The 23,437-nt window shown below is 64.9% G+C and carries 26 protein-coding genes; 10 read left to right on the top strand and 16 right to left on the bottom strand.

Going from position 1 to position 23,437, the window contains the following annotated elements; translation table 11 throughout:
* Positions 1 to 31 precede the first annotated feature (31 nt).
* Complete coding sequence (locus tag AC3IPM_RS12140) at positions 32 to 376, bottom strand: hypothetical protein (protein ID WP_489300108.1); 345 nt, start codon at positions 374 to 376, stop codon at positions 32 to 34.
* Positions 377 to 557: 181 nt separating this feature from the next.
* On the opposite strand from AC3IPM_RS12140, the gene AC3IPM_RS12145 reads away from it, so the two are divergent.
* Positions 558 to 1,670 (top strand): sterol desaturase family protein, encoded by a 1,113-nt coding sequence (locus AC3IPM_RS12145; RefSeq protein ID WP_489300109.1) that lies wholly within the window; start codon positions 558 to 560, stop codon positions 1,668 to 1,670.
* A 12-nt stretch (positions 1,671 to 1,682) separates the two neighbouring features.
* Here AC3IPM_RS12145 and AC3IPM_RS12150 read toward each other — a convergent pair whose 3' ends face one another.
* The gene (locus AC3IPM_RS12150) at positions 1,683 to 2,321 is read right to left on the bottom strand and encodes a glutathione S-transferase family protein (protein ID WP_489300111.1); all 639 of its coding nucleotides are present in this window, start codon (positions 2,319 to 2,321) and stop codon (positions 1,683 to 1,685) included.
* A gap of 157 nt (positions 2,322 to 2,478) precedes the next feature.
* On the opposite strand from AC3IPM_RS12150, the gene AC3IPM_RS12155 reads away from it, so the two are divergent.
* Positions 2,479 to 3,114 (top strand): LysE family translocator, encoded by a 636-nt coding sequence (locus AC3IPM_RS12155; protein ID WP_489300113.1) that lies wholly within the window; start codon positions 2,479 to 2,481, stop codon positions 3,112 to 3,114.
* Between the two features lie 9 nt (positions 3,115 to 3,123).
* Here AC3IPM_RS12155 and AC3IPM_RS12160 read toward each other — a convergent pair whose 3' ends face one another.
* The gene (locus AC3IPM_RS12160; RefSeq protein ID WP_489300115.1) at positions 3,124 to 3,699 is read right to left on the bottom strand and encodes a TetR/AcrR family transcriptional regulator; all 576 of its coding nucleotides are present in this window, start codon (positions 3,697 to 3,699) and stop codon (positions 3,124 to 3,126) included.
* 119 nt (positions 3,700 to 3,818) lie between these two features.
* On the opposite strand from AC3IPM_RS12160, the gene AC3IPM_RS12165 reads away from it, so the two are divergent.
* Complete coding sequence (locus tag AC3IPM_RS12165; RefSeq protein ID WP_489300116.1) at positions 3,819 to 4,376, top strand: acyl-CoA thioesterase; 558 nt, start codon at positions 3,819 to 3,821, stop codon at positions 4,374 to 4,376.
* 60 nt (positions 4,377 to 4,436) lie between these two features.
* Here AC3IPM_RS12165 and AC3IPM_RS12170 read toward each other — a convergent pair whose 3' ends face one another.
* The gene (locus AC3IPM_RS12170; RefSeq protein WP_489300118.1) at positions 4,437 to 5,954 is read right to left on the bottom strand and encodes a fumarate hydratase; all 1,518 of its coding nucleotides are present in this window, start codon (positions 5,952 to 5,954) and stop codon (positions 4,437 to 4,439) included.
* A 106-nt stretch (positions 5,955 to 6,060) separates the two neighbouring features.
* Here AC3IPM_RS12170 and AC3IPM_RS12175 point away from each other — a divergent pair, with 106 nt between their 5' ends.
* The 4 genes from AC3IPM_RS12175 to AC3IPM_RS12190 all read left to right on the top strand — a co-directional run bounded on the left by AC3IPM_RS12175 (position 6,061) and on the right by AC3IPM_RS12190 (position 10,262).
* Positions 6,061 to 6,957 (top strand): RNA polymerase sigma-70 factor, encoded by an 897-nt coding sequence (locus tag AC3IPM_RS12175; protein ID WP_489300120.1) that lies wholly within the window; start codon positions 6,061 to 6,063, stop codon positions 6,955 to 6,957.
* Positions 6,958 to 6,992: 35 nt separating this feature from the next.
* The gene (locus AC3IPM_RS12180; RefSeq protein ID WP_489300122.1) at positions 6,993 to 7,436 is read left to right on the top strand and encodes a carboxymuconolactone decarboxylase family protein; all 444 of its coding nucleotides are present in this window, start codon (positions 6,993 to 6,995) and stop codon (positions 7,434 to 7,436) included.
* Between the two features lie 80 nt (positions 7,437 to 7,516).
* The gene (locus tag AC3IPM_RS12185) at positions 7,517 to 9,388 is read left to right on the top strand and encodes an ABC transporter ATP-binding protein (protein WP_489300123.1); all 1,872 of its coding nucleotides are present in this window, start codon (positions 7,517 to 7,519) and stop codon (positions 9,386 to 9,388) included.
* Between the two features lie 94 nt (positions 9,389 to 9,482).
* Complete coding sequence (locus AC3IPM_RS12190) at positions 9,483 to 10,262, top strand: ferredoxin--NADP reductase (protein ID WP_489300125.1); 780 nt, start codon at positions 9,483 to 9,485, stop codon at positions 10,260 to 10,262.
* Between the two features lie 48 nt (positions 10,263 to 10,310).
* Here AC3IPM_RS12190 and AC3IPM_RS12195 read toward each other — a convergent pair whose 3' ends face one another.
* A complete protein-coding gene (locus tag AC3IPM_RS12195) occupies positions 10,311 to 10,793 on the bottom strand; it encodes a glutathione peroxidase (protein WP_489300127.1) in 483 nt (160 codons plus the stop codon).
* 391 nt (positions 10,794 to 11,184) lie between these two features.
* Between AC3IPM_RS12195 and AC3IPM_RS12200 the strand changes: the two genes are divergently transcribed.
* Complete coding sequence (locus AC3IPM_RS12200; RefSeq protein ID WP_489300128.1) at positions 11,185 to 13,356, top strand: M3 family metallopeptidase; 2,172 nt, start codon at positions 11,185 to 11,187, stop codon at positions 13,354 to 13,356.
* A gap of 58 nt (positions 13,357 to 13,414) precedes the next feature.
* Here AC3IPM_RS12200 and AC3IPM_RS12205 read toward each other — a convergent pair whose 3' ends face one another.
* From AC3IPM_RS12205 to AC3IPM_RS12240, 8 genes are all read right to left on the bottom strand, one after another.
* The gene (locus tag AC3IPM_RS12205; protein WP_489300130.1) at positions 13,415 to 13,903 is read right to left on the bottom strand and encodes a hypothetical protein; all 489 of its coding nucleotides are present in this window, start codon (positions 13,901 to 13,903) and stop codon (positions 13,415 to 13,417) included.
* 149 nt (positions 13,904 to 14,052) lie between these two features.
* A complete protein-coding gene (locus tag AC3IPM_RS12210; protein ID WP_489300131.1) occupies positions 14,053 to 14,499 on the bottom strand; it encodes a hypothetical protein in 447 nt (148 codons plus the stop codon).
* Positions 14,500 to 14,634: 135 nt separating this feature from the next.
* A complete protein-coding gene (locus AC3IPM_RS12215) occupies positions 14,635 to 15,120 on the bottom strand; it encodes a tetratricopeptide repeat protein (RefSeq protein ID WP_489300132.1) in 486 nt (161 codons plus the stop codon).
* A 178-nt stretch (positions 15,121 to 15,298) separates the two neighbouring features.
* Positions 15,299 to 15,790, bottom strand: a complete 492-nt coding sequence (locus tag AC3IPM_RS12220) for a hypothetical protein (RefSeq protein ID WP_489300133.1) — start codon at positions 15,788 to 15,790, stop codon at positions 15,299 to 15,301.
* Positions 15,791 to 15,855: 65 nt separating this feature from the next.
* A complete protein-coding gene (locus tag AC3IPM_RS12225; protein WP_489300134.1) occupies positions 15,856 to 16,590 on the bottom strand; it encodes a hypothetical protein in 735 nt (244 codons plus the stop codon).
* A gap of 49 nt (positions 16,591 to 16,639) precedes the next feature.
* Positions 16,640 to 17,758 (bottom strand): cyclopropane fatty acyl phospholipid synthase, encoded by a 1,119-nt coding sequence (gene cfa, locus AC3IPM_RS12230; RefSeq protein WP_489300135.1) that lies wholly within the window; start codon positions 17,756 to 17,758, stop codon positions 16,640 to 16,642.
* Positions 17,759 to 17,772: 14 nt separating this feature from the next.
* Entirely contained in the window at positions 17,773 to 18,636 is an 864-nt protein-coding gene (locus AC3IPM_RS12235) for a DUF3298 and DUF4163 domain-containing protein (RefSeq protein ID WP_489300136.1), read from the bottom strand.
* Between the two features lie 64 nt (positions 18,637 to 18,700).
* Positions 18,701 to 19,015 (bottom strand): GNAT family N-acetyltransferase, encoded by a 315-nt coding sequence (locus AC3IPM_RS12240; RefSeq protein WP_489300137.1) that lies wholly within the window; start codon positions 19,013 to 19,015, stop codon positions 18,701 to 18,703.
* A 212-nt stretch (positions 19,016 to 19,227) separates the two neighbouring features.
* On the opposite strand from AC3IPM_RS12240, the gene AC3IPM_RS12245 reads away from it, so the two are divergent.
* Entirely contained in the window at positions 19,228 to 19,404 is a 177-nt protein-coding gene (locus AC3IPM_RS12245) for a hypothetical protein (protein ID WP_489300138.1), read from the top strand.
* A gap of 106 nt (positions 19,405 to 19,510) precedes the next feature.
* Here AC3IPM_RS12245 and AC3IPM_RS12250 read toward each other — a convergent pair whose 3' ends face one another.
* Together AC3IPM_RS12250 and AC3IPM_RS12255 are read right to left on the bottom strand one after the other, a co-directional pair.
* Positions 19,511 to 20,134: a rhomboid family intramembrane serine protease gene (locus AC3IPM_RS12250; RefSeq protein ID WP_489300140.1), complete on the bottom strand. Its 624-nt coding sequence runs from the start codon at positions 20,132 to 20,134 to the stop codon at positions 19,511 to 19,513.
* Between the two features lie 8 nt (positions 20,135 to 20,142).
* Entirely contained in the window at positions 20,143 to 21,705 is a 1,563-nt protein-coding gene (locus tag AC3IPM_RS12255; protein WP_489300141.1) for a POT-type proton-dependent oligopeptide transporter, read from the bottom strand.
* 200 nt (positions 21,706 to 21,905) lie between these two features.
* Here AC3IPM_RS12255 and AC3IPM_RS12260 point away from each other — a divergent pair, with 200 nt between their 5' ends.
* Entirely contained in the window at positions 21,906 to 22,733 is an 828-nt protein-coding gene (locus AC3IPM_RS12260) for an endonuclease/exonuclease/phosphatase family protein (protein ID WP_489300143.1), read from the top strand.
* Positions 22,734 to 22,799: 66 nt separating this feature from the next.
* On the opposite strand, the gene AC3IPM_RS12265 is transcribed toward AC3IPM_RS12260, so the two are convergent.
* Positions 22,800 to 23,411, bottom strand: a complete 612-nt coding sequence (locus AC3IPM_RS12265; RefSeq protein WP_489300145.1) for a superoxide dismutase — start codon at positions 23,409 to 23,411, stop codon at positions 22,800 to 22,802.
* Between the last annotated feature and the right edge of the window lie 26 nt (positions 23,412 to 23,437).

Here is a 23,437-nt window from a genome sequence, read left to right on the forward strand (position 1 = left end):
CTGCGGAGCCTCCCGCTGCGGCGCTGTTCGCTCAGCCGCCGCAGCGGCTCATGCAGCGGTCACGATCCTCGCCACAGCCGAGCGCGGGCAACCGGTTGCGGCAGTAATCGGTGCTGGCTTGGCATGATCGCCGCAGTTCCGGGTTGTCGATCTTGTCGCAGTGACCGTCACGCTGCGTGGCCACGCCGGCCCCGCAGCTGTCGCTGCCGCTGCTGCCGAGCCCCGCACCGCTGGCCATACAGCTTTGATGGCGGCTCTGGCACTGCGCCATGCACTGGTTGGCGGCGGTGACCTCGCGCAGGCTCGGTGGCGCGTAATAGCCGCCGTCGCTGCTGCAGGCGACCATCAACAACATCAGCGCAGTGATGAAGAGCATCCTTGGCACAGTGGCGTTCCAGCTCGGCGAGGTAGGCAGGCAGGGCCGACACAAGCCGACCGCCCACATGGGCCCGACTGTAGCAGCGGACAACAGCCGATCGCCACCACACACCGTACGCACGTTCGCGCAGGCGGCACGTTGGCGGCACAATGGCCGGGTCCCGCACGGAAGCACCCGCTTGAACCCACGCCCCCGACGCTCCTTCTTTGCCTATGGCTCGGCGCTGCTGGGCCTGCTCAGCCTGCTGGGCGTGGCCTGCTTCCATTTTCCCGATCTGCTGACCAGTCGCGAGTTCCGCGCCGTTTACAACGAGCATTTCGCACGCCACCTGCTGCTGGCGGGACTGGCAGCCGCCTTCATCCTGGGCACGCTGGCGATTGTGCGCGACCGCAACAAGCGCATCGCCCTGATCGGTGTCGGCAGCGCCACCCTGGCGGTGCTGCTGGGCGGCACCAACGTGCAGTTCGATGACATCGGCCAGACACCCTACTCGCTGGGGCTGGACTGGTTCGTCCTGTCGCTGTTCTTCTCGGCCCTGGTGTTCGTGCCGCTGGAGCGCTACTTCGGCAAGCGTGTGCTTTCGCCCCTGCGGCCGGGCTGGCGCACCGACGTCAGCTATTTCTTCATGAGCCACGTGCTGGTGCAGTTCATCCTGATCCTGGTCACCGCCTCCACCTCCACCGTAGCCGGGCTGGCGGCATTCCCTGCGCTGAAACAACTGATCCAGTCGATGCCGGTGTGGCTGCAGTTCCTGCTGGCGGTGTTCGTGGCGGACATGGCCCAGGCGCTGCTGCACCGCGCGTATCACAACATTCCCTGGCTCTGGCGCTTCCACGCCGTGCATCACTCCAGCCGGCACATGGACTGGCTGGCCGGCTCGCGCATCCATTTCCTTGAAATCGTGATGACCCGCAGTTGCGTGCTGCTGCCGCTGCTGGTGCTGGGTTTCTCCACTCCCGCCGTGAACGCCTACGTGATTCTGGTCGGGCTGCAGGCGGTACTGGCCCACGCCAATCTCGGCATCCGCTTCGGCTGGCTGGAGTACCTGCTGGTACTACCGCGCTACCACCACTGGCACCATGCGCGTCAGCAAGACTACGTGGATGTCAACTACGCCATCCACCTGCCGCTGGTGGACATGCTCATGGGCACCTTCAAACTGCCACGCGACCCGACGCAATGGCCGCACGAATACGGCGTGATGAAGCTGGAAACGGTGCCCAAGGGCCTGCTCCAGCAACACATGATGCCGTTCCGTGCACGCCGGACCTTCGACGAATACGTCGACTGACCGGCGATTGCCTCAGCGCCAGTCGGTGATGCCTTCGCGGCGGTACACCTCGACGAATGCCGGTCGCGCCTTGAGCCGGTCGGCGTAGGCCTTGAGCACTGGCCAGTGATCGCTCGGGGTGGGCATGTTGCGCGACCAGCGCATCAGCATCACCAGCATGAAATCGACCACGCTGACCTGCTCGCCCAGCACGTAGGGGCCGTTCGACTGCAGATGCGCGGCCAGGTGTTCCCAACCCGCTTCCAGGCGTGCACGCGCCATCTGCCGGGTGGCGTCGACGTTGTCCGGGCCGGCTGCTTCATGCGCATAGAACCAGGCCCGGTAGGCCGGCTGCAGCGTATTGGCGCACCAGAACATCCAGCGGTAGGCCTCTGCGCGCGCGGCGGTGCCCGGCGCCGGCAACAGACCGGCCTGCGGATGGCGATCGGCCAGGTGCAGCGCGATGCCGGCGGCCTCGGTGAGCACCTGCCCGTCCAGTACCAGGGTGGGCACCAGCCCAGCCGGATTCAACGCGAGATAGTCGGCGGCCTTGTGTTCGCGCTTGTCGAAATCCAGCAACACCAGTTCGTGCGGCAGCTGCAGTTCCAGCAACAGCCAATGCACCACCAGCGCGGCCGTGCTGGGGGAGCCATACAGGGTCGTCACGGACATGCGCGGCACTCACGGTAGGAAGCGCTCGATTATGCGCCTGGCCGCGCACGCGTGACGGGTACAGTCGGTGCCGCGCCGCGTGTGCGGCTGTCGCTGTTGGCCGGCCGCGCCACTGCCTAGCATGGGCACCGCACCGCCCCCACCGCTGGATACCTGCATGCCCGCCCCCTCCGACCTGCTTGCCTTCGGCCTGATCTCGCTGGGCATGGTGCTCACCCCCGGCCCGAACATGATCTACCTGATCTCGCGTTCGATCAGCCAGGGCCGCATGGCCGGGCTGATCTCGCTCGGCGGCGTGGCGGTCGGTTTTTTGATCTACATGCTGTGCGCCGCGGGGGGCATCACCGCCCTGGTACTGGCGGTGCCGTATGCCTACGACGCGTTGCGGATCGGCGGCGCGCTGTACCTGCTGTACCTCGCCTGGCAGGCGCTGCGCCCGGGGGGACGTTCGCCGTTCCAGCTGCGCAACCTGAGTGTGGATCGTCCACGCCGCCTGTTCGCCATGGGTCTGCTCACCAGCCTGCTCAATCCCAAGATCGCGGTGATGTACCTGTCGCTGCTGCCGCAGTTCCTGCATACCGGTGGCCATGGCAGCGTGCTGGCGCAGTCGGTGGCGCTGGGGTCGATCCAGATCGTGGTCAGCGTCAGCGTCAACGCGCTGATCGTGCTGATGGCCGGCAGCATCGCCGGCTTCCTGGCCACGCGGCCGACCTGGCAGCGGCTGCAGCGCGCGCTGATGGGCACGGTGCTCGGTGGGCTGGCGATCCGCATGGCGCTCGACGCGCGCCGCTGACGCGCGCGCCTACACTGCGGCAACCAAGGCCTGCAGCTGTGCAGCCACCGCATCGAACGGCGCGATGCTGCGCTGTGCACGGCACAACACGATGGCGCCCTCGACACTGGCGATGATCAGCGTGGCCAACTGCGCGGCGCTGGCGGCATCGCGTCCCTGCGCCTGCAGGGCCATCGCCAGCTGTGCCTGCCAATCACGGAACGCCACCGACGCCGCCTGCAGGGCCGCGTCGGCGATCTCATCGATCGGCTCTTCAACCGCCACCCCCATCACCGGGCAACCGAGGCGGAACTCGGTATCGAGCAGGGTCTGCCGCCATTTGCCCAGATAGCCCTGCAGCCCCGCTTCGATTCCCCCTTGCAGGTGCCGTTCCAGGCGCGCACCGACGTGGGCGGCGGCGAGCTGCACGGCCTCCACCACCACCTGCTGCTTGCCGCCGGGGAAGTGGTGATACGTGGAACCCAGCGGCGCATCGGCGCGCTTGGTCATCTCGCGGATGCTGGTGGCGTTTAGGCCGTGCCGCGCCAGCATCTCCAGTGCAGCCACAACCACGCGCTCGCGCGGCGGGGGAAGATCGGAACGCATCGGGATGCCCTTGTCATGACAGTCGTCATAGACTACCGTAAATGGCTATTACACTCGTCATAGTCGATCATGATCCCTTTCCCGATCCTCACTCGCCCCACGGCCATGCAGGCCGCCGCATGAACCTCTGGTTCCGCCTGCTGTGGCTGCTGTTGCGCTCGCCCTGGCGCCCCCGCCTGTCCGCGCCCGATGGCGTGTCGAGGATCCGCTCGCGGGTCTGGTTCAACGATCTGGACGTCAACGGCCATATGAACAACGGCCGCTACTGGACGCTGTTCGACCTGGGCCGGATCGACCTGATCCTGCGCAACGGCATCGGCCGCGCGGCGCTGAAGCGCAAGTGGGCGCCGATCGTGGGGGCCGGTGCGGTGCGCTTCCGTCGCGAGCTGCGGCTGTTCCAGCGCTTCACCCTGGAAACCCGGGTGCTGGGCTGGCAGGACGCGCGGATGGTGATGCAGCAGCGCGTGCTGATCGGCGAGGACGAAGTGGTGGCGACCCGCGCCCTGCTGCTGGCCGGGTTCTACGACCGCCGTGCGCGCCGTTTCGTCACCGCCGAAGACCTGCTCGGTGCCGTCGGCGTGCGCGACGCGGTGTCGCCGGCGTTGAACGAACCGTCCCGGGCGCTGTTCGAACTGGATGCCGCGCTCAAGGACGATGCCGCGCAGGACCGCGACTGAGGCCGATGGGGCCGCAACCAAAAACGGCGCCCGAGGGCGCCGTTTTCATCGGGGTGCCGGTCAGGCCACCACCACCGGAATCCTGCCGATCCGGGCCTGCCATTCGCGCGGGCCGGTGATGTGCACCGACTCACCGGTGGAATCCACCGCCACGGTCACCGGCATGTCCTGCACGGTGAATTCGTAGATGGCTTCCATGCCCAGATCGGCAAAGCCCACCACCTTGGCGGCCTTGATCGCCTTGGACACCAGGTAGGCCGAACCACCGACCGCCATCAGGTAGGCCGACTTGTTGTCGCGGATCGCCTCGATCGCGGCCGGGCCGCGCTCGGCCTTGCCGACCATGCCCAGCAGCCCGGTCTGTTCCAGCACCTGGCGGGTGAACTTGTCCATGCGCGTGGCCGTGGTCGGGCCGGCCGGGCCCACCACTTCGTCACGCACCGGATCGACCGGGCCGACGTAGTAGATGAAGCGACCCTTCAGATCAACCGGCAGCGGCTCACCCTTGTCCAGCATTTCGACGATGCGCTTGTGCGCGGCATCGCGGCCGGTCAGCAGCTTGCCGTTGAGCAGCAGGGTCTGGCCGGGCGTCCAGCTGGCCACGTCTTCCGGGGTGATCGTGTCCAAGTCCACGCGGGTGCCCTTGGAGGCGTCGTAGGTGATCTGCGGCCAGTCTTCCAGCGACGGCGGGTCCAGCATCACCGGGCCGCTGCCGTCCAGGGTGAAGTGCGCATGGCGGGTGGCCGCGCAGTTGGGAATCATCGCCACCGGCAGGTTGGCCGCGTGGGTCGGGAAGTCCTTGACCTTGATGTCCAGCACCGTGGTCAGGCCGCCCAGGCCCTGCGCACCGATGCCCAGCGCGTTGACCTTGTCGAACAGCTCCAGTCGCAGTTCTTCGGCGCGGTTGGAGGCGCCACGGGCCTTGAGCTCGTTGATGTCGATCGGCTCCATCAGCGATTCCTTGGCCAGCAGCATCGCCTTCTCGGCGGTGCCGCCGATGCCGATGCCGAGCATGCCCGGCGGGCACCAGCCGGCGCCCATGGTCGGCACGGTCTTGAGCACCCAGTCCACGATCGAGTCGGACGGGTTGAGCATGGCGAACTTGGACTTGGCTTCCGAACCGCCGCCCTTGGCCGCCACGATCACCTCGACGTGGTCGCCCGGCACCACCTTGACGTTGACCACGCCCGGGGTGTTGTCCTTGGTGTTGACGCGCTTGCCGGCCGGATCGGCCAGCACCGAGGCGCGCAGCTTGTTGTCCGGGTGGTTGTAGGCGCGACGGACGCCTTCATTGGCCATGTCCTCCACGCCCATGGTGGCGTCGTCCCAGCGCACGTTCATGCCGATTTCCAGGAACACGGTGACGATGCCGGTGTCCTGGCAGATCGGCCGGTGGCCTTCGGCGCACATGCGCGAGTTGATCAGGATCTGGGCCATCGCCTCCTTGGCGGCCGGCGACTCTTCGCGCTCATAGGCGGCGGCGAGGCTCTTGATGTAGTCGACCGGGTGGTAGTACGAGATGTACTGCAGCGCGTCGGCGATGGACTGGATGAGGTCTTCCTGCTTGATCGATGTCACGACTTGCTCGCTTGCTGGAGGCTGGCGGGGGTGAAGCCCGCCATTTTACGTCAAAGTAGGACCCCACCCGCTGTCACGGCGACACACGCTGTTGCGTCCCACTCGCATGGACAACCTCGCTACCTTCCAGACGCACCGCCCTCGCCTGTTCGCCCTGGCCTACCGGCTGCTCGGCAGCCGCAGCGATGCCGAAGACGTGGTCCAGGACGCCTGGCTGCGCTGGCAGGGCGCCGACATCGCCAGCATCCGCGACCCGGAAGGCTGGCTGGTCACCGCCACCACCCGGCTGGGGCTGGACCGTCTGCGCGCCATACGCAATGCGCGCATCGAGTACGTGGGCCCCTGGCTGCCCGAACCGCTGGAGATCCGCCTGGACCCGGACCCGCTGCAGGACCCGGCCCAGCGCCACGCGCTGGCCGATGAGGTCTCGGTGGCCTTCCTGAGCCTGCTCGAACAGCTCGGCCCGGATGAGCGTGCCGCATTCCTGCTCAAGGAGGTATTCGACTACGACTACCCGCAGATCGCCGCGCTGCTCGATCACAGCCCGGCCAACTGCCGCCAGCTGGTGCACCGCGCGCGCCAGCGCCTGCAGGCCGGCACGCCGCGCTTCGAGGTCAGCCCCGCGCAGCACCGCGACCTGCTGACCCGTTTCATGGCCGCCTCCCAACTGGGCGACCAGGCCGCGATCCTGTCGCTGCTGCATGCCAATGCCGAGATGATCTCCGATGGCGGTGGCCGCGTGACGGCCGCGATCCGCCCGCTGCTTGGCGCCGAGCGCATCGCCCAGCTGTTCTGGGCCATCGCTCGCCGCAACGGCGCGCATCCGGCGCAGATCGGCTATGTCAACGGCGAACCGGCGATCCTGCGTTTCGACGGCGGCCAGCTGCACTCGGCCACCCTGATCAGTATCGACGAGGGCCGCATCGTGCGCGTGCTCAGCGTGCTCAATCCGGAAAAATTGCGGGCCTTTGTCACAGCCGGGGATGCTGGCGCGTCCTCCTGATGAAGACGGCCACTGTGGCCGTCACGGAGTTGCCCATGTCCGCTTCACCCCGCGTCCCTTACGTCCGCCTGGCCGCCGAGGCCTTCAAGGGCCTGCTGGCCACCAGCAAGGCCGTGCATGAGAGCTCGATCGATCCGACGCTGATGGAACTGGTGTTCCTGCGCGTGTCCCAGATCAATGGCTGCGGCTACTGCATGGACATGCACGGCACCGCCCTGCGCAAGGGCGGCATCGAGCCGCGCAAGCTGGACACCCTGCCGGCCTGGCATGAAAGCCGCTTCTTCGATGCCCGCGAGCGCGCCGCGCTGGGCTGGGCCGAAGCGCTCACGCGCCTGCCCGACGGTGCGCCGTCCGATGCCGCGTTCGACGCACTGGCACCGCATTTCGATGAGAAAGGCATCAGCGACCTGAGCATGGGCGTGGCCGTGATCAACGCCTGGAACCGGCTGGGCGCCGGGTTGCTGCCGCCGCTGCCGTAAGCACCATCGCGATAGCCACCCCATGGGTGGCTGCGCTCCGTTCCAACGCCATCACCACTGGGCGGTGCACAATGTGCGCCATGCCCGCCTCCCCCGCTGCCGGCGCGCCCGGCCAGAAACACCCCAGCCTGCGCGAACGCTTCAACGCGATGCGCAACCTGCCGCCGTTCCTGCGCCAGGTCTGGCAGACCAGCCCCGGGCTGACCCTGGCCAGCCTGGGCCTGCGCATCATCCGCGCGCTGTTGCCGGTGGCGATGCTCTACGTCGGCAAGCTGATCATCGATGCGGCGTTGCACCTGAGCCAGCACGATGCCGGCTTCCCGCCTTTCCGCGAGGCACTGGCCAGCGGCCTGCTCAATCCCCTGCTATGGCTGTTGGCGCTGGAGCTGGGTCTGGCAATTGTCTCCGACCTGCTCGGCCGCCTGGTCAACTACGCCGACACCCTGCTCTCGGAACTGTTCACCAACGTCACCAGCGTGCGCCTGATGGAACACGCCGCCGAGCTGGACCTGGAGGACTTCGAAGACCCCGACCTGCAGGACAAACTCGATCGCGCGCGCCGCCAGACCATGGGCCGGATGAACCTGATGAGCCAGCTGTTCGGCCAGGTCCAGGACAGCATCACCGTGGCCAGCCTGGCGGTCGGCCTGCTCGTGTACGCCCCATGGTTGATCCTGCTGCTGGCGGTGGCGCTGGTGCCGGCCTTCATCGGCGAATCGCACTTCAACGCGGCCGGCTACTCGCTCAATTTCCAGTGGACCCCCGAGCGCCGCCAGCTGGAATACCTGCGCCAGATCGGCGCCAGCGTGGAAACGGCCAAGGAGGTGAAGATCTTCAACCTCCACCGCTTCCTGATCGACCGTTACAAATTCCTTGCCGACAAATTCTTCCAGGCCAATCGCGCCCTCGCGCGCAAGCGTGCGTTCTGGGGCACGCTGCTGGCCGCGCTCGGCACGCTGGGCTACTACGCCGCGTATGCATATATCGCGTGGCGCACGGTGCGCGGCGATTTCTCGATCGGCGACCTCACCTTCCTCGCCGGCAGCTTCCTGCGCCTGCGCCAGTTGCTGGAAGGTCTGTTGATCGGCTTCTCCCAGGTCGCCGGGCAGGCGCTGTACCTGGACGACCTGTTCTCGTTCTTCCAGATCCAGCCGGAGATCCACTCGCGCACCGACGCGGTGGCGATACCGCAGCCGATCACGCAGGGCTTCGTGTTCGAGAACGTCGGCTTCCGCTACCCCGACGCGGAACGCTGGGCGGTGCGCCACCTCGATTTCGAACTGCGTGCCGGTGAAGTCCTCGCGCTGGTCGGCGAGAACGGTGCCGGCAAGACCACGCTGGTGAAACTGCTGGCACGCCTGTACGACCCCGACGAAGGCCGCATCCTGCTCGACGGCCGCGACCTGCGCGACTACGACCTCGATGACCTGCGCGCCAACATGGGCGTGATCTTCCAGGACTTCGTGCGCTACAACCTCAGCGCCGGCGAGAACATCGGCGTGGGCCTGGTCGAGGCAATGACCGACGACGCACGCATCCGCGATGCGGCCCGTCGCGGCATGGCCGATGAAGTGATCGCGGCATTGCCCAATGGCTATGACCAGCTGATCGGGCGCCGCTTCAAGCTCGGCGTGGACCTGTCCGGCGGCCAGTGGCAGAAGATCGCCATCGCCCGCGCCTACATGCGCGATGCGCAGGTGATGATCCTCGACGAACCTACCGCCGCGCTGGATGCGCGCAGCGAGTTCGAAGTGTTCCAGCGCTTCAAGGAACTGTCCGACAACCGCACCGCCGTGCTGATCTCACACCGCTTCTCGTCCGTGCGCATGGCCGACCGCATCCTGGTGCTGGCCGGTGGCCGGATCGAGGCCAGCGGCACCCACGCCCAGCTGATGGCCGAAGGCGGCCGTTATGCCGAACTGTTCGAGTTGCAGGCCGCCGGATACCGTTGAAACCCCCATTCCACAAGGCTTCCCACCCAGTCAATGAGAATTTATCTCATTTGAGATAAACTGGGCAGGACAAAACAGATCAGACCCCACCCCCATGTCTTCCGCTTTCGGCGCCGAAACGGTGCTTGAGGTCCGCCACTGGACCGACGCCTACTTCAGCTTCACCACGACCCGCGACAGCGGCTTCCGCTTCGAGAACGGTCAGTTCGTGATGATCGGGCTGGAAACCGACACGCGGCCGCTGCTGCGTGCGTACTCCATCGCCAGCGCGAACTGGGAAGAGAACCTGGAGTTCTTCAGCATCAAGGTCCAGGACGGCCCGCTGACCTCACGCCTGCAGCACATCAAGCCGGGCGACAAGGTGCTGGTCGGCAAGAAGCCCACCGGCACCCTGCTGATCAGCGACCTGCACCCGGGCAAGCACCTGTACCTGCTGGGCACCGGCACCGGCCTGGCGCCGTGGCTGTCGGTGATCAAGGACCCGGAAACCTACGAGCGCTTCGACAAGGTGATCCTCACCCACGGCGTGCGTTACGAAAAGGACCTGGCCTACCGCGATCTGTTCGAGAAGGAACTGCGCGAGCACGAATTCCTCGGCGAGATGATCGGCGACAAGCTGCTGTACTACCCCGCCGTCACCCGCGAAGCGTTCCCCAACCAGGGCCGCCTGACTTCGCTGATGGAAAGCGGCGAGATGCAGAAGACCCTCGGCCTGCCGCCGCTGGATCCGGAAAACGATCGCGCCATGATCTGCGGCAGCCCGCAGATGCTCGCCGACCTGCGCAGCGTGCTGGACAGCCGCGGCTTCCAGACGTCGCCGCGCATCGGCACGCCGGGCCACTACGTGTTCGAACGCGCCTTCGTCGAGAAGTAAGCGCAGCGCTGCCTCGGTAGCGCCGGCCGCTGGCCGGCGCCCGACAGCTCACCCCAGCGCCGCCTCGATATCCCCGCGCAACGATTCGGGCTTGTCCGTCGGCGCATAGCGTTCCAGCACCTGCCCATCGCGGCCGACCAGGAACTTGCTGAAGTTCCACTTGATCCCGCGCGTGCCCAGCACCCCGGACTTCTCCGCCTTCAGCCACTGCCACAGCGGGTGCGCACCCTCGCCGTTGACCTCCACCTTGCCCGACAACGGGAAATCCACGTCGTAGGTCAACGAACAGAAGCTGCGGATCTCCTCCGCATTGCCCGGCTCCTGGTGCCCGAACTGATCGCAGGGAAACCCGATCACCACCAGCCCACGCGCCGCGAACTCCCGCCACAACGCCTCCAGCCCCTCGTACTGCGGGGTGAAGCCACATTTGCTGGCCACGTTCACCAGCAGCAACACCTTGCCGCGGTACTGCTCCAGCGCCTGTGGCTGACCGGTCAGGTCAACGAAGGAAAAGTCGAAGGCAGTGCTCATGGCGGCGGTTCCAAGGTGAAAGCGCAATGTTAGCGCCTGGGCCACGCGTATCCCGTGAGAGCGCAGCCACCCATGGGGTGGCTCTACCGCGCCGGCCAGATGGCGAGGCAGCCTGTGCTCGCAAGGAGGCGCCGTGCGTCCATCCAGCGCGGGGCGGTTGGGGATTGGCGGGGATGTAAGCGCCATGGATGGCGCGCCCAAGCCTACAAGGACGTATTCACGGCGTGCCCCGCCAATCCCCAACCGTCCCGCGCCACTCCAGATGCCTACCGCCGCTTTTGCTCCATAGGTATCGGCCTCTCCAGATTCCATGCCTTTCGACACAAGCCCACCGCCCTCACCCCGGGTTAACCTCGTGCACTTGTCTGACCGTCTGACCGGAGAATTTCCCTTGACCACCCGTCTAGCCCTCGCCGTCGCCGTGACCCTCGGCCTGGCCCTGCCCGCCTATTCCGCCGTCGCCGCCACCCCGGCCGCCTCGACCGCCCAGCAGGCCAACCCGTTCTTCGCCGACAGCCCGCTGCCGCTGCACTACCCGCAGTTCGACAAGATCAAGGACAGCGACTTCGCCCCCGCCTTCGACGCTGGCATGGCCCAGCAGCTCAAGGAAGTGGAGGCCATCGCCAACAACAAGGCCAAGCCGACCTTCGACAACACCCTCATCGCCCTGGAAAAGAGCGGTGACACCCTGGATCGCGCCACCACCGTCTTCTTCAGCCTCGTCGGCGCCGACACCAACGACACCCGCAAGAAGCTCCAGGCCGACTACTCCGCCAAGTTCGCCGCGCACAGCGACGCCATCAGCCTCAACGGCAAGCTGTTCGCCCGCATCCAGGCGCTGTACGACACCCGCGCCCAGCTCGGCCTCGACGCCGAAGGCGTCCGCCTCGTCGAGAAGTACTACGACAGCTACGTGCGCGCCGGTGCCAAACTCAACGAAGCCGACAAGACCAAGCTCAAGGCCATGAACGCCGAGCTGGCCAACCTGGGCACCAAGTTCAGCCAGAACGTCCAGGCCGAAGTGAATGCCTCGGCCGTCACCGTTGACGACGTCAAGCAGCTCGACGGCCTGTCCGCCGAACAGATCGCCGCTGCCGCCGAAGCCGCCAAGGCCCGCAAGCTCGACGGCAAGTACGTCATCGCCCTGCTCAACACCACCGGCCAGCCGCCGCTGACCAACCTGCGCAACCGCGACCTGCGCCAGAAGATCTACGAAGCGTCCATCACCCGCGGCAGCCGCGGCGGCGAGTTCGACAACACCGCCCTGGTCTCGCGCATCATGCAGCTGCGTGCCGACAAGGCCAAGCTGATGGGCTTCGCCAACTTCGCCGCCTACAACCTCACCAACCAGACCGCCAAGACCCCCGAAGCGGTCAACGCCATGCTCGGCCAGCTCGCCCCGGCCGCCGTCGCCAACGCCAAGCGCGAAGCCGCCGACCTGCAGGCCATGATCGATGCCGAGCAGAAGGCCGCCGGCAAGCCGACCTTCAAGCTCGAAGCCTGGGACTGGGCGTTCTACAGCGAGAAGGTGCGCCAGGCCAAGTACAAGTTCGACGAATCCCAGCTCAAGCCGTACTTCGAACTGAAGAACGTGCTGGAAAACGGCGTGTTCTTCGCCGCCAACCAGGAATACGGCCTGAGCTTCAAGCAGCGCACCGACCTGCCGGTCTACCACGACGACGTCACCGTCTATGACGTGTTCGACGCCGACGGCAGCCAGCTGGCGATCTTCATCTTCGACCCCTACGCACGCGCCTCCAAGCGCGGTGGCGCCTGGATGAATTCGTACGTCTCGCAGTCCGCGCTGACCGGCTTCAAGCCGGTGGTCGCCAACCACCTCAACATCCCGAAGCCGCCGGCCGGCCAGCCCAGCCTGCTGACCTGGGATGAAGTGACCACCACCTTCCACGAGTTCGGCCACGCCCTGCACGGCATGTTCTCCAACGTGAAGTACCCGTACTTCTCCGGCACCGCCGTGCCGCGCGACTTCGTCGAGTTCCCCTCGCAGGTCAACGAGATGTGGTCCGACAACCCGGCCATCCTCAAGAACTACGCCAAGCACTACCAGAACGGCACCGCGATGCCGCAGGCACTGCTGGACAAGGTGATTGCCGCGGCAAAGTTCAACCAGGGCTTCGCCACCACCGAGTACCTGGGTGCGGCCATGCTTGATCAGCGCTGGCACCAGATCGGCCCGGACCAGGTGCCGGCCGCCAAGGACGTGATGGCCTTCGAGCGCGCCGCGCTGGAGAAGGACGGCATCTACTACGCGCCGGTCCCGCCGCGCTACAAGACCCCGTACTTCAGCCACATCATGGGCGGCTACTCGGCCGGCTACTACGCCTACATCTGGTCGGAAGTGCTCGACGCCAACACCCAGAAGTGGTTCCGCGAGAACGGCGGCCTGAGCCGCAAGAACGGCGACCACTTCCGCGAAACCCTGCTGTCCAAGGGCGGCAGCGTGGATGCGATGGAACTGTTCCGCAACTTCGCCGGGCATGAGCCGCAGATCGAACCGCTGCTGGAGAAGCGTGGTTTGAGCAGTGGTGATGGGAAGAAGTAACGCACGCTTCGGCGACGCGGATTGAAACCCGACCGCCCGGCAATGCCGGGCGGTTTTTTTATTGCGACTCAGGCACCTTGACGGGAAGAACAACGAAAGGTTCCGACATCACCTCGCATCGAAACAGCCGGTCCTTGAACAGCATCGCGTACTCCACCCCAGGGCCATCTTCACCACGGAAGACCCCAGCATCGGCCACTTTCACCACGACCTGCTCGCCAGGGTCCACCACGAGCTCGTAGGGCGAAACAGTCCAGGAATCGAGAAAAAGCGTGCGGGGTGTCCACCCAACGCCGCTTCGTGGACGGATCTGTGTCTCTGCATACATGTAGTGCAGCACGTGAGATCGGTTGTCGTTTATCGGAAATCGCAGAGGCACATCACCTGTGTTTCGCATTGAGAACAGGCCAAATACGATATCTCCCCGACGCTTTTCCGTTCCAAGATAATGGATGTCTGCCGTTGAGCAGCCTTTACTTGGTTTCTCAACGGCAGCCCAACCACCCGCGGGAAGTGCCAAGGCAAACAGAAAGATCAGATATCTCACTATCAACTCCCCATGCTGGGCCGTGCCCCTGGATACGTCCGGGTCATCGTTCCACCTCTACTGACCATCCGCAGGATCGCTGGTTCTGCCAGCCGCAGCCTTCACTCGGCGCATTGGGCGGCCATCCTGCCTTCCTCGAGATCGGTGCGCTACTGTTCCCGCCTCCGTCGGCGCCTCTTTGCGGGCGCTGACAGAAATCCTCTGGTGATTGCAATGACGATGAACAGTGCAGCCATGCAGAAGTAGCCTGCAACAGTGAACCGGAAGTAGGCTTGCACACCTGCGTGCCGAAGGATCATGTCCTCCATAAAGCAGAACGCTCCCCTGCATATACTCGGTTCGAGAGTGCCGTTCTGAAGCGTCAGCACCCCCATCAGCAGCCACCAGGCGGCGATCACCAGTGAGAACCCGATGATGTAGGGGCGCCACTTCTGCCGGGGACGAGCCTTGATTTTCGCTCTCTTCTTCATCTCACGAACTACCGGCACCTGTGCGATCGCTCCTGCATAAAAGTTCTCGGACTCAACATGTATCGCATCCTTCGAATCTTGAACAGCATCGCCCACTCCACACCCGGCCCCGCTGCGTGCAATCACCTGGGTCTCGGCGTGATGGAGAACAACCCAAACGCCACCTACCCCCGACCTTCGCTACCCCAAGGTAGTGCACCTCCGCGGTAACGCAGGCCTCATTGAATTTCGCGGCTGTCGCCCACCCGGTGAATGCGAATTTCATGGCTCGGAAAGAACGCCCGGGTTCAGCCGAAGAAAATCCTGCGCCACTTCATCGCCACCGTCAGCGGCTGCACGAATCAGTCGGGCAGCTTCGCTGTGATCCTGTCGAGCACCTATACCGTGCAGCAGAGCAAGCCCGTACTCATACTGCGCCGCGGGATATCCGGCCTCGGCGCCGACTTGAAACAGGCTGGCCGCCAGCGCCACGTCCCGGGCCACCCCATCCCCAAACCGATGGTACAAGCCCAATGTGTAGATCGCAGGGATGTATCCCATTGCAGCAGCGTCTCGAATCTGCGCCACATGCCTGACCTCAAATTCATCATCAGCTTCATTGGCGGGGCTTAACATCGACCAAAGGAAAATTGCCTCCGGGTCCCTGATTTCCACCAAGGGAGCAAGCAGAATCTTCGCAGCACGCCAATGGCCTTCATCGACAAGCCGGTCATACTCTGTCGTGAGTGAGCTCGGCAGACTAGCCATCAGATGTCACCTCGTCGCCCTTGGGATGCCCGTAACGACACTGAACATGATGGGCCGCGCGCGCGCCCAGACTCACCATCGCATTCCTCTCCGCCATACCCATTGCCTCACGATGATGGGTACCACACCCGCACCTGAAGGCATGCCCCTGATCATCAGCAGCGCAGTCACCTGAACTTCAACCGTCTTCATTGCCCAGCAAGAGATCTTCACGGGTGAACGGTGTCGATCGCAACGGACATCGGAAATGTTCATCGCGGAACTGTACCGAGAACTGAGTCCCTGGTACGTAGGACGTACCAAAGGCGACCTCGATACCAGCCCGCACCTCCGTAGTGTCGCCGCGGCCCACTTTGAGAATTTCGGTTGGCTGGATCCACGACCCAATCCAGACGGGATACGCCCAGGCCTGCTCACCCGGCGTGAGGTAGTAGGTATCGTAGTAAGCCCCATGCAGGCTATGCGAACCTGCATCATCCAAGGGGAAATAGAGGGCGACACCGCCCGTGTTACGCACGCCGAAAACCCCCACATGACCGTAGCGTCCTTGCTCAACGCGCACCAGGTCTATGTCTGCGGTAGAGCAGCTTGCCAGACGGGATGTAGTGGAACAGCCCGCCAAAGCCAGCATGATCATCAGTACCGCGCCCTTCTTCACTGCATCCTGCATCGGCCACTCCAGTCGGTTCAGCGGCCAGCGACTGTAGTTGGCGCTCTACACAATCGCATACCGATCTACTTCCGTGTATCACTGGAAGATACATTCCAAAGTGCGCTGGCAACAGTCTCTTCGTTCAATCGAAGACCAAGGTTCAATGCACCACGGCAAATCCATCTTCCGATGTCCCCAACGGCTTCCCTATTGTAGTTCAGCCTCGCCACCTCACCGGCAAAGAATTCAACGAAGACGCTTGGAACAAAGCCGGTTCCCGCAGAGTCAATCAGATACTCCGGCAGCCCGTCAAATCGTTCCTTCAACGAGACATCCCAGCTGCTTTGCGGTGGAAACTCGACGGAAGCAGAATCCAGTTCACGAAAATTCTGCGTGATTGCTTCTCGCAACGCGGCATTGAGAAGCCGGTCATGGTCACCTTTAAAGCCAGCAGTGGACTCAGCCTGCAGAAATGTCCTGAAAGACCAGCACTCCTCGCGGGAAAGCCATTGCCCACCTTGGACATGGCAGATCACCCTACCCAATGATCCGACTGATCTCCGCCCCACCGTAGACCTCACGATTGACATGAACGCATCGAAAGACGCCCCCCGCCTTTCGCGCGAAAGATCCGCATGGAAGTAGTTGCTCTCGCCCGCGAACACCACATCTGAGACCTTCCTTGCCGCGTCGCGAATCCGCCCCAAGGAGCGCTCGTCATCCGCCGGCCAGGCCCCCAACAGCGTCAGCCACGCCGAAAACCAATCGGTTGACAGCAGAAATATCGAACTATCTGAATCTTCATGCGGAAATTGCATAACACCAACCTTTCGGCATATTTGGCAATCCTCGATCGTCGGCCCCACCCTACCGAGCCGCCACATACCCCCCCACCACCCCACCCGGCGACAACACCAGCTGCCACAACTGCGCATGCCGGCAGCGGAAGCTCGCCATTGATCCGGCCAGGTAGAACCGCCACATCCGCTTGAAGCGCGCGTCATACCGCTGCGGATCCAGATGGCTCCAGGCCGCTTCCACATTCGCGCGCCACGCCTGCAACGTCCGGTCGTAGTCCGGCCCAAAACTGTGCCAGTCTTCCAGCACGAACAGGCCCTCATACGCCGTAGCAATCTGCGCTGCCGAAGGCAGCATCGAGTTCGGGAAGATGTAGCGTGCGATCCACGGATCGGTGCGATGCCGCGACACATTGCTGCCGATGCTGTGCAGCAGGAACAGCCCCTGCGGATGCAGGCAGCGCCGCGCCATCTCGAAGTAGCCGCGGTAGTTCTTGTCACCCACATGCTCGAACATGCCCACCGAGAAGATCGCATCGAAGCGCTCCTCGACGTCGTGGTAGTCCTGCAGGCGGATCTCGATCGGCAAGCCCGCACACAGCTGCCGCGCGTAATCGGCCTGCTCCTGGGAGATGGTGACGCCCACGCCGGACACGCCATAACGCTCGGCGGCGAACTTCAGTGCTTCGCCCCAGCCGCAACCGATGTCCAGCACGCGTTGTCCCGGGCGCAGCCCGAGCTTGCGGCAGATCAGGTTGAGCTTGGCTTCCTGCGCGGCATCGAGCGTATCGGCATCGCGCCAGTAGCCACAGCTGTAGACCAGGCGCTCGCCGAGCATGGCCTGGTAAAGATCGTTGCCGAGATCGTAGTGGCGCTTGCCCACTTCGAAGCTGCCGGCTCCGGCCTGCAGGTTGAACAGGCGCGCCTTGATCGCATCGGCCACTTCGCGCCAGCCGTGCACGCGATCGTCCACGTGCGCCTGCATGAGATGGAACAGGAAATCATCCAGCGCGGGTGCATCCCACTGGCCATCCATGTAGCTCTCGCCCAGCCCGAGCGAGCCGTGCGCCATCACGCGCGTATAGAAATGCGGGTCGTGCACCACAATGTCGTGCGGGCGGTCACCGCCTACGGTGACCCCCGCTTCCTGCAGCAACTCGATCACCCGCCGTTGCAGTCCCGCGTCCACGTCGCCTCCGTCGATCAGCCCCGGGCAAACAATCCCGCGTACGCCGCACCGACATGCGGTGCCAGCACGCTGGCCGGGACATCCACGGTCTGCGTGCCATCGGAGTACGGCCCCACCTGGTAGGGCGGGAACACGAAGCGTACCGCGGTGACCTTGCCATCGGTACCGGTCAGCGGCTGGAACTGGCTGAAATTGTCGGCACTGGGCTCGGTGCCGTCGGCGATCATGCGGCTGGCGCTGCGCAGCGACTCCTGCAGCTGGCCCGGCTCCATGTCCTCGCTGCTCAGGCGGGTGGCCACGCGCTCGCGCAGCTGGTCGGCGATGTAGTCGCTGACCGCCTTCCAGCCCTTGGCATCGGCCACCAGCTTGTCGGCGGTGAGCATCTGCTGCTGCTCGGGCAGCCACACGAAACGGGCCACCAGCGGCTCGCCATGGGCGCCGCCGGTGTAGCGGCTGCCATCGGCACTGACCACCACCAGCTGCGGGGTTTCCAGTACCTTCTCAAAGCTCAGCGACAGCTCGTAGGGCATGGTCGGCTTGTCATTGCCGAGCCCATCGACCGCCTGCTGCAGTTCGCCGCGCGCACTGCCGGCATAGTCCGACAACGCCTTGGCCAGGCCCGGGTAGCGGGCGATATCGGCCGGATAGCTGATCCCGACCACGGCCTGCGGCGAGTTCTCGATCACGTCGCGCAACTCCACCGGTGCCGCTTCGGTGGCCGGTGCTTCGACGTTGTCCGGCAACGTCGCGGTGGCGCCGTCGGTACCCGCCGCTGCGGGTGTATCCGCATCGCGCTTGCAACCGGCCAGCACTACCAGGCCCACGGCCAACGCCAACGCGCTGGCGCGCAGCGCGCGACGATTTACTGCGATGTTCATTGCAATCCCCTTGTTGAATCCCAGCATGTTGATCCTTCGTCCCTGAAGCAGGACCGGCTGCGGTTCAGCCCGCCAGCAGGTCGTCGTACTCGGTATGTCGTTGCATGAAGGCCTCGGCGTAGGCACACGCCGGGACCACTTTGAGTTTCTGTTCGCGCGCGTAGCGCAGCGCGACCTTGGTCAGCTCCCCGGCAATGCCGCGGCCCCCGATCGGCTCGGGCACTTCGGTATGGGTGATGACCATGCGCGTGCGTCGCTTCAGGGGCTCGATCCGGTAATCCAGCAGCGCCAGATACCCTTGAACCCGGGCCTGGAAGCGCTGGTTGGCCAGATCGTGCTCCACCTCATATGCCAATCCCGGCGGCGTGACCGAAGCCATGAGCGGTGTCTCCTGCGGCGACTGACGCGATAGTGCTTAGCGTAGCGCCATGATCGCGTGAAGCCTGAACAGGGGCAAGCACCGACGTATTGCGTCACTTCCGGCCCTAAAGGTCAGCCGGTTCAAGCCGATATCGGTTACGGACAGGGCGTGAAAGCTGGCACGAGTTTTGCGACACCTGGCTGCCCTATCCGTGCTCCAAGGAGGTCCTCATGGACATCGCACCCACCTCCCCCGCTCCTGGCGATGCCGACAGCTCGTTGCTGGAAGGCCTGTTCCAGCTGGCCGTGAACGGCCAGACCCAAGGCTGGGAATTCGACCAGATCGACAATGAAGTCTATGCCCGCCTGCTGAGCACGTACGGCGTGGACGGCAAAAGGGCGGCCTGAGCCGCCCTGCATGCGTCACGACCAACGGTCGTGACCTACCGTCGGCTGCCGGCGACCCCGGTCGCGATAGGTAACGACCGTTGGCCGCCGGGGCCGCGCCCCCGGCTCAACCCAAGGGGCGGAAGCTCGGGTTGCCCAGCTCGCGCAGGAAGTGGTTGAAGATGCCCGGGCGCATCGCCAGCATGAAGATCACCCCGAACGCGGCACCGGCCAGGTGCGCGCTGTGGTTGATGCGGTCCCCGCCGCGCCGGTCCATCCAGATGCTGTAGCCCACGTAGAACACCGCGTAGAGAATCGCCGGTGCCGGGATGAAGAACACGAAGATCACGCTCCACGGGCTGAGCAGGATGAAGGCGAACAGCACCGCCGACACCGCGCCCGAGGCCCCCAGGCTCAGATAGTTCGGGTTCTTCTGGTTCTTCAGGTAGCTGGGCAGGATCGAGACCACCAGCGCGCCGAGATAGAACGCTGGATAGGTCAGGTAGCTGCCGGTCAGGTTGAGCATCACCGCTTCAATCTGGCCACCGAAGAAGAACAGCGTGATCATGTTGAAGGCCAGATGGGCCAGGTCCGCATGGATGAATCCATACGTGACCAGCCGGTCGTACTGGCGATGGCGGTCCACTGCCGGCGGCCACAGGATCAGGCGGTCGCCGAGTTTGCGGTTCTTGAAGGCCATCCACGACACGATGACGGTGATGGCGATCAGCAGCAGGTTGACGGGGGTCATGTCAGGGCTCAGGCGGTACGGTAGTTGTCGACCATACGATAGCGCCTGGCATACCAACCGAAGGCCAACGCCGCCAGGAACGCGAAGCCGGCGAAGAAGAACATCAGGAATGCCGCCTCGCTCAGCCCGGTACTGGCGATCTTGTGGGTCACCGTTTCATTGCGCACGGCCGCGTTGGACAGCAGCACCCACAGGTTGCCGATGGTGGTGGTGAGGTTCCAGAAGCTCATCACCACGCCCTTCATGGCCTGCGGGGCCTGGCTGTAGGCGAACTCCAGGCCGGTTGCCGAGACCAGCACTTCACCGAAGGTGAGCAGCGCGTACGGCAGCATCTGCCAGAAGATGGACATGACGTTGCCGCCGTCCATCATCACCTGGATGCCACCGACCACAATCCAGGCCAGGCCGCTGAAGGCGATACCGGCGGTCATCCGGCGCAGCGCGGTGGGCTCGAAGCCGAAACGACGCAACGCCGGGTACAGCACCAGGTTGTTGAACGGAATCAGGATCATCACCAGCAGCGGGTTCAGCGCCTGCATCTGCGAGGCGGTGAACCACGACGGCATGGCCATCTGCTGGCCCTGCAGCACCCAGGTCGAGGCCTTCTGGTCGAACAGCGAGAAGAACGGGGTGGTCAGGGCGAAGATCACCAGCACGCGCAGCACCGAACGCACACCCTCCACGGCCTCGGCCGGGTGCGACGCGCGCGCGCGGTCAAGCTGGATCCAGGTGCCGCCACCGACACCGGCCAACACCAGCACCAGCGCGATGCACAGGCAGATCACGATACCCAGGCTGCCCACCAGGCCCATCGAGGCCACGGCCAGCACCGCGCCCAGAATGGCCAGGGTACGGCCCGGACGGCCCTTGCCCGGCACCTGCGCCGACAGCGCGGTACGCACCACGTTGCCGAACGAATGCGGGTCTTTCGGCGGCAGCGGCACCAGCACGTAGCGCTTGCGGCCCATCCAGAACACGAAGGTGGCCACGAACATCAGGATGCCCGGGATGCCGAACGCCCACTGCGGGCCGAGGTTTTTCAGCGCCAGCGGGATCAGCAGCGAGGCGAACAGCGAACCGAAGTTGATGATCCAGTAGAACGCGTCGAACACGACCTTGGCCAGATGCTTGTTGCTCTGGTCGAACTGGTCACCCATGAACGAGGCCACCAGCGGCTTGATGCCACCGGCGCCCAGCGCGATCAGGCCCAGGCCGACGAAGAAGCCCTGGCGGCTGTCCTCGAACACCGCCAGGCAGGCATGCCCGGCGCAGTAGATCAGGCTGAACCACAGGATGGTGTGGTACTTGCCGAAGAATTTGTCGGCCAGCCAGCCACCGAGCAGCGGGAAGAAATACACGCCGATCATGAAGCTGTGCATGATGTCCTTGGCCTCGCCCGCACGGCCTTCGGCGGTGATCTCCTGCAGCAGCAGCGAGGTGATCAGGAACTGCACCAGGATGTTGCGCATCCCGTAGAAACTGAACCGTTCGCAGGCCTCATTGCCAATGATGTACGGAATCTGGCGCGGCATTTTTCCTTTGCCGGCGCTGGCGGCTGCGATGGTGCTCATCCTATGGGGCTGTCCTGCGAATACGAAAGGCGCAAGATTACCGGAAGCCCCTACCCCAGCGCACGCTGCACAGCTGCGTGACAGCGGGCCGTCGGCATGGCAGGCACCTTTCTGGAACGCTCTGGCGCGCGCGGGAAGTCACGAAGCGTCGACGGACAAAGCGTAAACTTATCGTTATGTGCCCCCCCTCGACTGCTGTCATGCGACGTTGGCCAGGCTGGCTGTTCCTGCTGTTGCTGGCCGCACCGCCGGTGCTGGCGCATGCCCACCAGGCCGAGGACAGCACCCGGCTGCTCAAGATCGCCACGCTTGAGCTGCCGACCCAGGACGAAGACCAGTGGCAGCAGCGCCGCGACCAGGTCCTGCAGATGCTCGACGCCCTGCAGCCGGACGTGATCGCGGTGCAGCGCGTACTGCAGACCCAGGGCCGCAACCCGGCCTGCTGGCTGGCCTCGCGATTGCGCTACAGCTGCGATTTCGTCACTGCCGACCCGCCCAGCCAGCCGGTGCGCCACGGCAGCGCGATGCTGACCCGGCTGCCGGTCACCGAGGACGGGGTCACCCTGCTGCACCCGCCCAGCCAGTACAGCGCCGCCGGGATGCTGCGGGTCAAGCTGCAGGAAGAGCTGGTCAACATCTATGTGGCGCGGCTGCGCCCGGACCCGGACGAGCCGCTGGTGCGCCAGCACCAGACCAGCGACCTGATGACCTGGATCGGCGCCACCGCCGAGGGCCTGCCCTCGCTGATCGCCGGCGACTTCTCCGCCGAGACCGCCGAACTGGTGCGCAGCTCGCCCGGCTTCCAGCCGGCGCGCAAGAACCCCGGCGAACGCGTCGACCCGCCTTCGGCTGCCGGCGCAGCCCGTGGTCATGGGCTGGACGTGCTGTTCCAGGTCAAGCATTTCGGCGGCATCCGCCAGCAGGCGCTGAAGCTGCCGGCCAATGAAGGCGGCGACGGCAGTGGCCTGCGCTTGGGGGTGATGGCCACCCTGCGCCTGCAGTCCCCGGCGCCCGCGCGCGCGCCATAGCCACCCACAACGAAAAACGGCCAGGCATCGCTGCCTGGCCGTTTCGTCATTCCCGAAGGGGAACGATCAGGCAATCGCGGCCTGGTAACGACGCTCGACTTCGTTCCAGTCGACCACGTTGAAGAACGCGCCGATGTATTCCGGGCGACGGTTCTGGTACTTCAGGTAGTACGCGTGTTCCCACACGTCCAGCGCCAGGATCGGGGTGTTGCCGTCCATCAGCGGGCTGTCCTGGTTGGCACTGCTCTCCACCACGATCTTCTTGTCCGGGGTGACGCTCAGCCACGCCCAGCCGCTGCCGAAACGGGTCAGCGCGGCCTTGGTGAAGGCTTCCTTGAACTTTTCCAGGCCGCCGAGCTGGGCGTCGATCGCCTGCGCGACGTCGCCGACCGGAGCACCGCCACCGTTGGGCGACATCACGGTCCAGAACAGCGAATGGTTGGCGTGGCCGCCGCCGTTGTTGCGCACCGGGCCCTGCAGGTTTTCCGGCAGCGACTTGGTCTTCTTCACCAGTTCCTCAACCGGCAGGTCGGCGTATTCGGTGCCTTCCAGTGCTGCGTTGACGTTGTTGATGTAAGTCTGGTGATGCTTGGTGTGGTGGATTTCCATCGTGGCCGCGTCGATATGCGGCTCGAGCGCGTCGTAGGCGTAGGACAGCTTGGGGAGGGAATAGGCCATGTGGTTCTCCTGGTAGCTCAAGTCAC

The sequence above is a fragment of the Stenotrophomonas sp. GL_111 genome (assembly GCF_057835245.1).

Coding starts and splice junctions, on each gene's coding strand:
- AC3IPM_RS12140 (WP_489300108.1), bottom strand. CDS start 376: ATGCTCTTCATCACTGCGCTGATGTTGTTGATGGTCGCCTGCAGCAGC.
- AC3IPM_RS12150 (WP_489300111.1), bottom strand. CDS start 2,321: ATGTCCGTGACGACCCTGTATGGCTCCCCCAGCACGGCCGCGCTGGTG.
- AC3IPM_RS12155 (WP_489300113.1), top strand. CDS start 2,479: ATGCCCGCCCCCTCCGACCTGCTTGCCTTCGGCCTGATCTCGCTGGGC.
- AC3IPM_RS12160 (WP_489300115.1), bottom strand. CDS start 3,699: ATGCGTTCCGATCTTCCCCCGCCGCGCGAGCGCGTGGTTGTGGCTGCA.
- AC3IPM_RS12165 (WP_489300116.1), top strand. CDS start 3,819: ATGAACCTCTGGTTCCGCCTGCTGTGGCTGCTGTTGCGCTCGCCCTGG.
- AC3IPM_RS12175 (WP_489300120.1), top strand. CDS start 6,061: ATGGACAACCTCGCTACCTTCCAGACGCACCGCCCTCGCCTGTTCGCC.
- AC3IPM_RS12180 (WP_489300122.1), top strand. CDS start 6,993: ATGTCCGCTTCACCCCGCGTCCCTTACGTCCGCCTGGCCGCCGAGGCC.
- AC3IPM_RS12185 (WP_489300123.1), top strand. CDS start 7,517: ATGCCCGCCTCCCCCGCTGCCGGCGCGCCCGGCCAGAAACACCCCAGC.
- AC3IPM_RS12190 (WP_489300125.1), top strand. CDS start 9,483: ATGTCTTCCGCTTTCGGCGCCGAAACGGTGCTTGAGGTCCGCCACTGG.
- AC3IPM_RS12195 (WP_489300127.1), bottom strand. CDS start 10,793: ATGAGCACTGCCTTCGACTTTTCCTTCGTTGACCTGACCGGTCAGCCA.
- AC3IPM_RS12215 (WP_489300132.1), bottom strand. CDS start 15,120: ATGGCTAGTCTGCCGAGCTCACTCACGACAGAGTATGACCGGCTTGTC.
- AC3IPM_RS12220 (WP_489300133.1), bottom strand. CDS start 15,790: ATGCAGGATGCAGTGAAGAAGGGCGCGGTACTGATGATCATGCTGGCT.
- AC3IPM_RS12225 (WP_489300134.1), bottom strand. CDS start 16,590: ATGCAATTTCCGCATGAAGATTCAGATAGTTCGATATTTCTGCTGTCA.
- AC3IPM_RS12235 (WP_489300136.1), bottom strand. CDS start 18,636: ATGAACATCGCAGTAAATCGTCGCGCGCTGCGCGCCAGCGCGTTGGCG.
- AC3IPM_RS12240 (WP_489300137.1), bottom strand. CDS start 19,015: ATGGCTTCGGTCACGCCGCCGGGATTGGCATATGAGGTGGAGCACGAT.
- AC3IPM_RS12245 (WP_489300138.1), top strand. CDS start 19,228: ATGGACATCGCACCCACCTCCCCCGCTCCTGGCGATGCCGACAGCTCG.
- AC3IPM_RS12250 (WP_489300140.1), bottom strand. CDS start 20,134: ATGACCCCCGTCAACCTGCTGCTGATCGCCATCACCGTCATCGTGTCG.
- AC3IPM_RS12255 (WP_489300141.1), bottom strand. CDS start 21,705: ATGAGCACCATCGCAGCCGCCAGCGCCGGCAAAGGAAAAATGCCGCGC.
- AC3IPM_RS12260 (WP_489300143.1), top strand. CDS start 21,906: ATGCGACGTTGGCCAGGCTGGCTGTTCCTGCTGTTGCTGGCCGCACCG.
- AC3IPM_RS12265 (WP_489300145.1), bottom strand. CDS start 23,411: ATGGCCTATTCCCTCCCCAAGCTGTCCTACGCCTACGACGCGCTCGAG.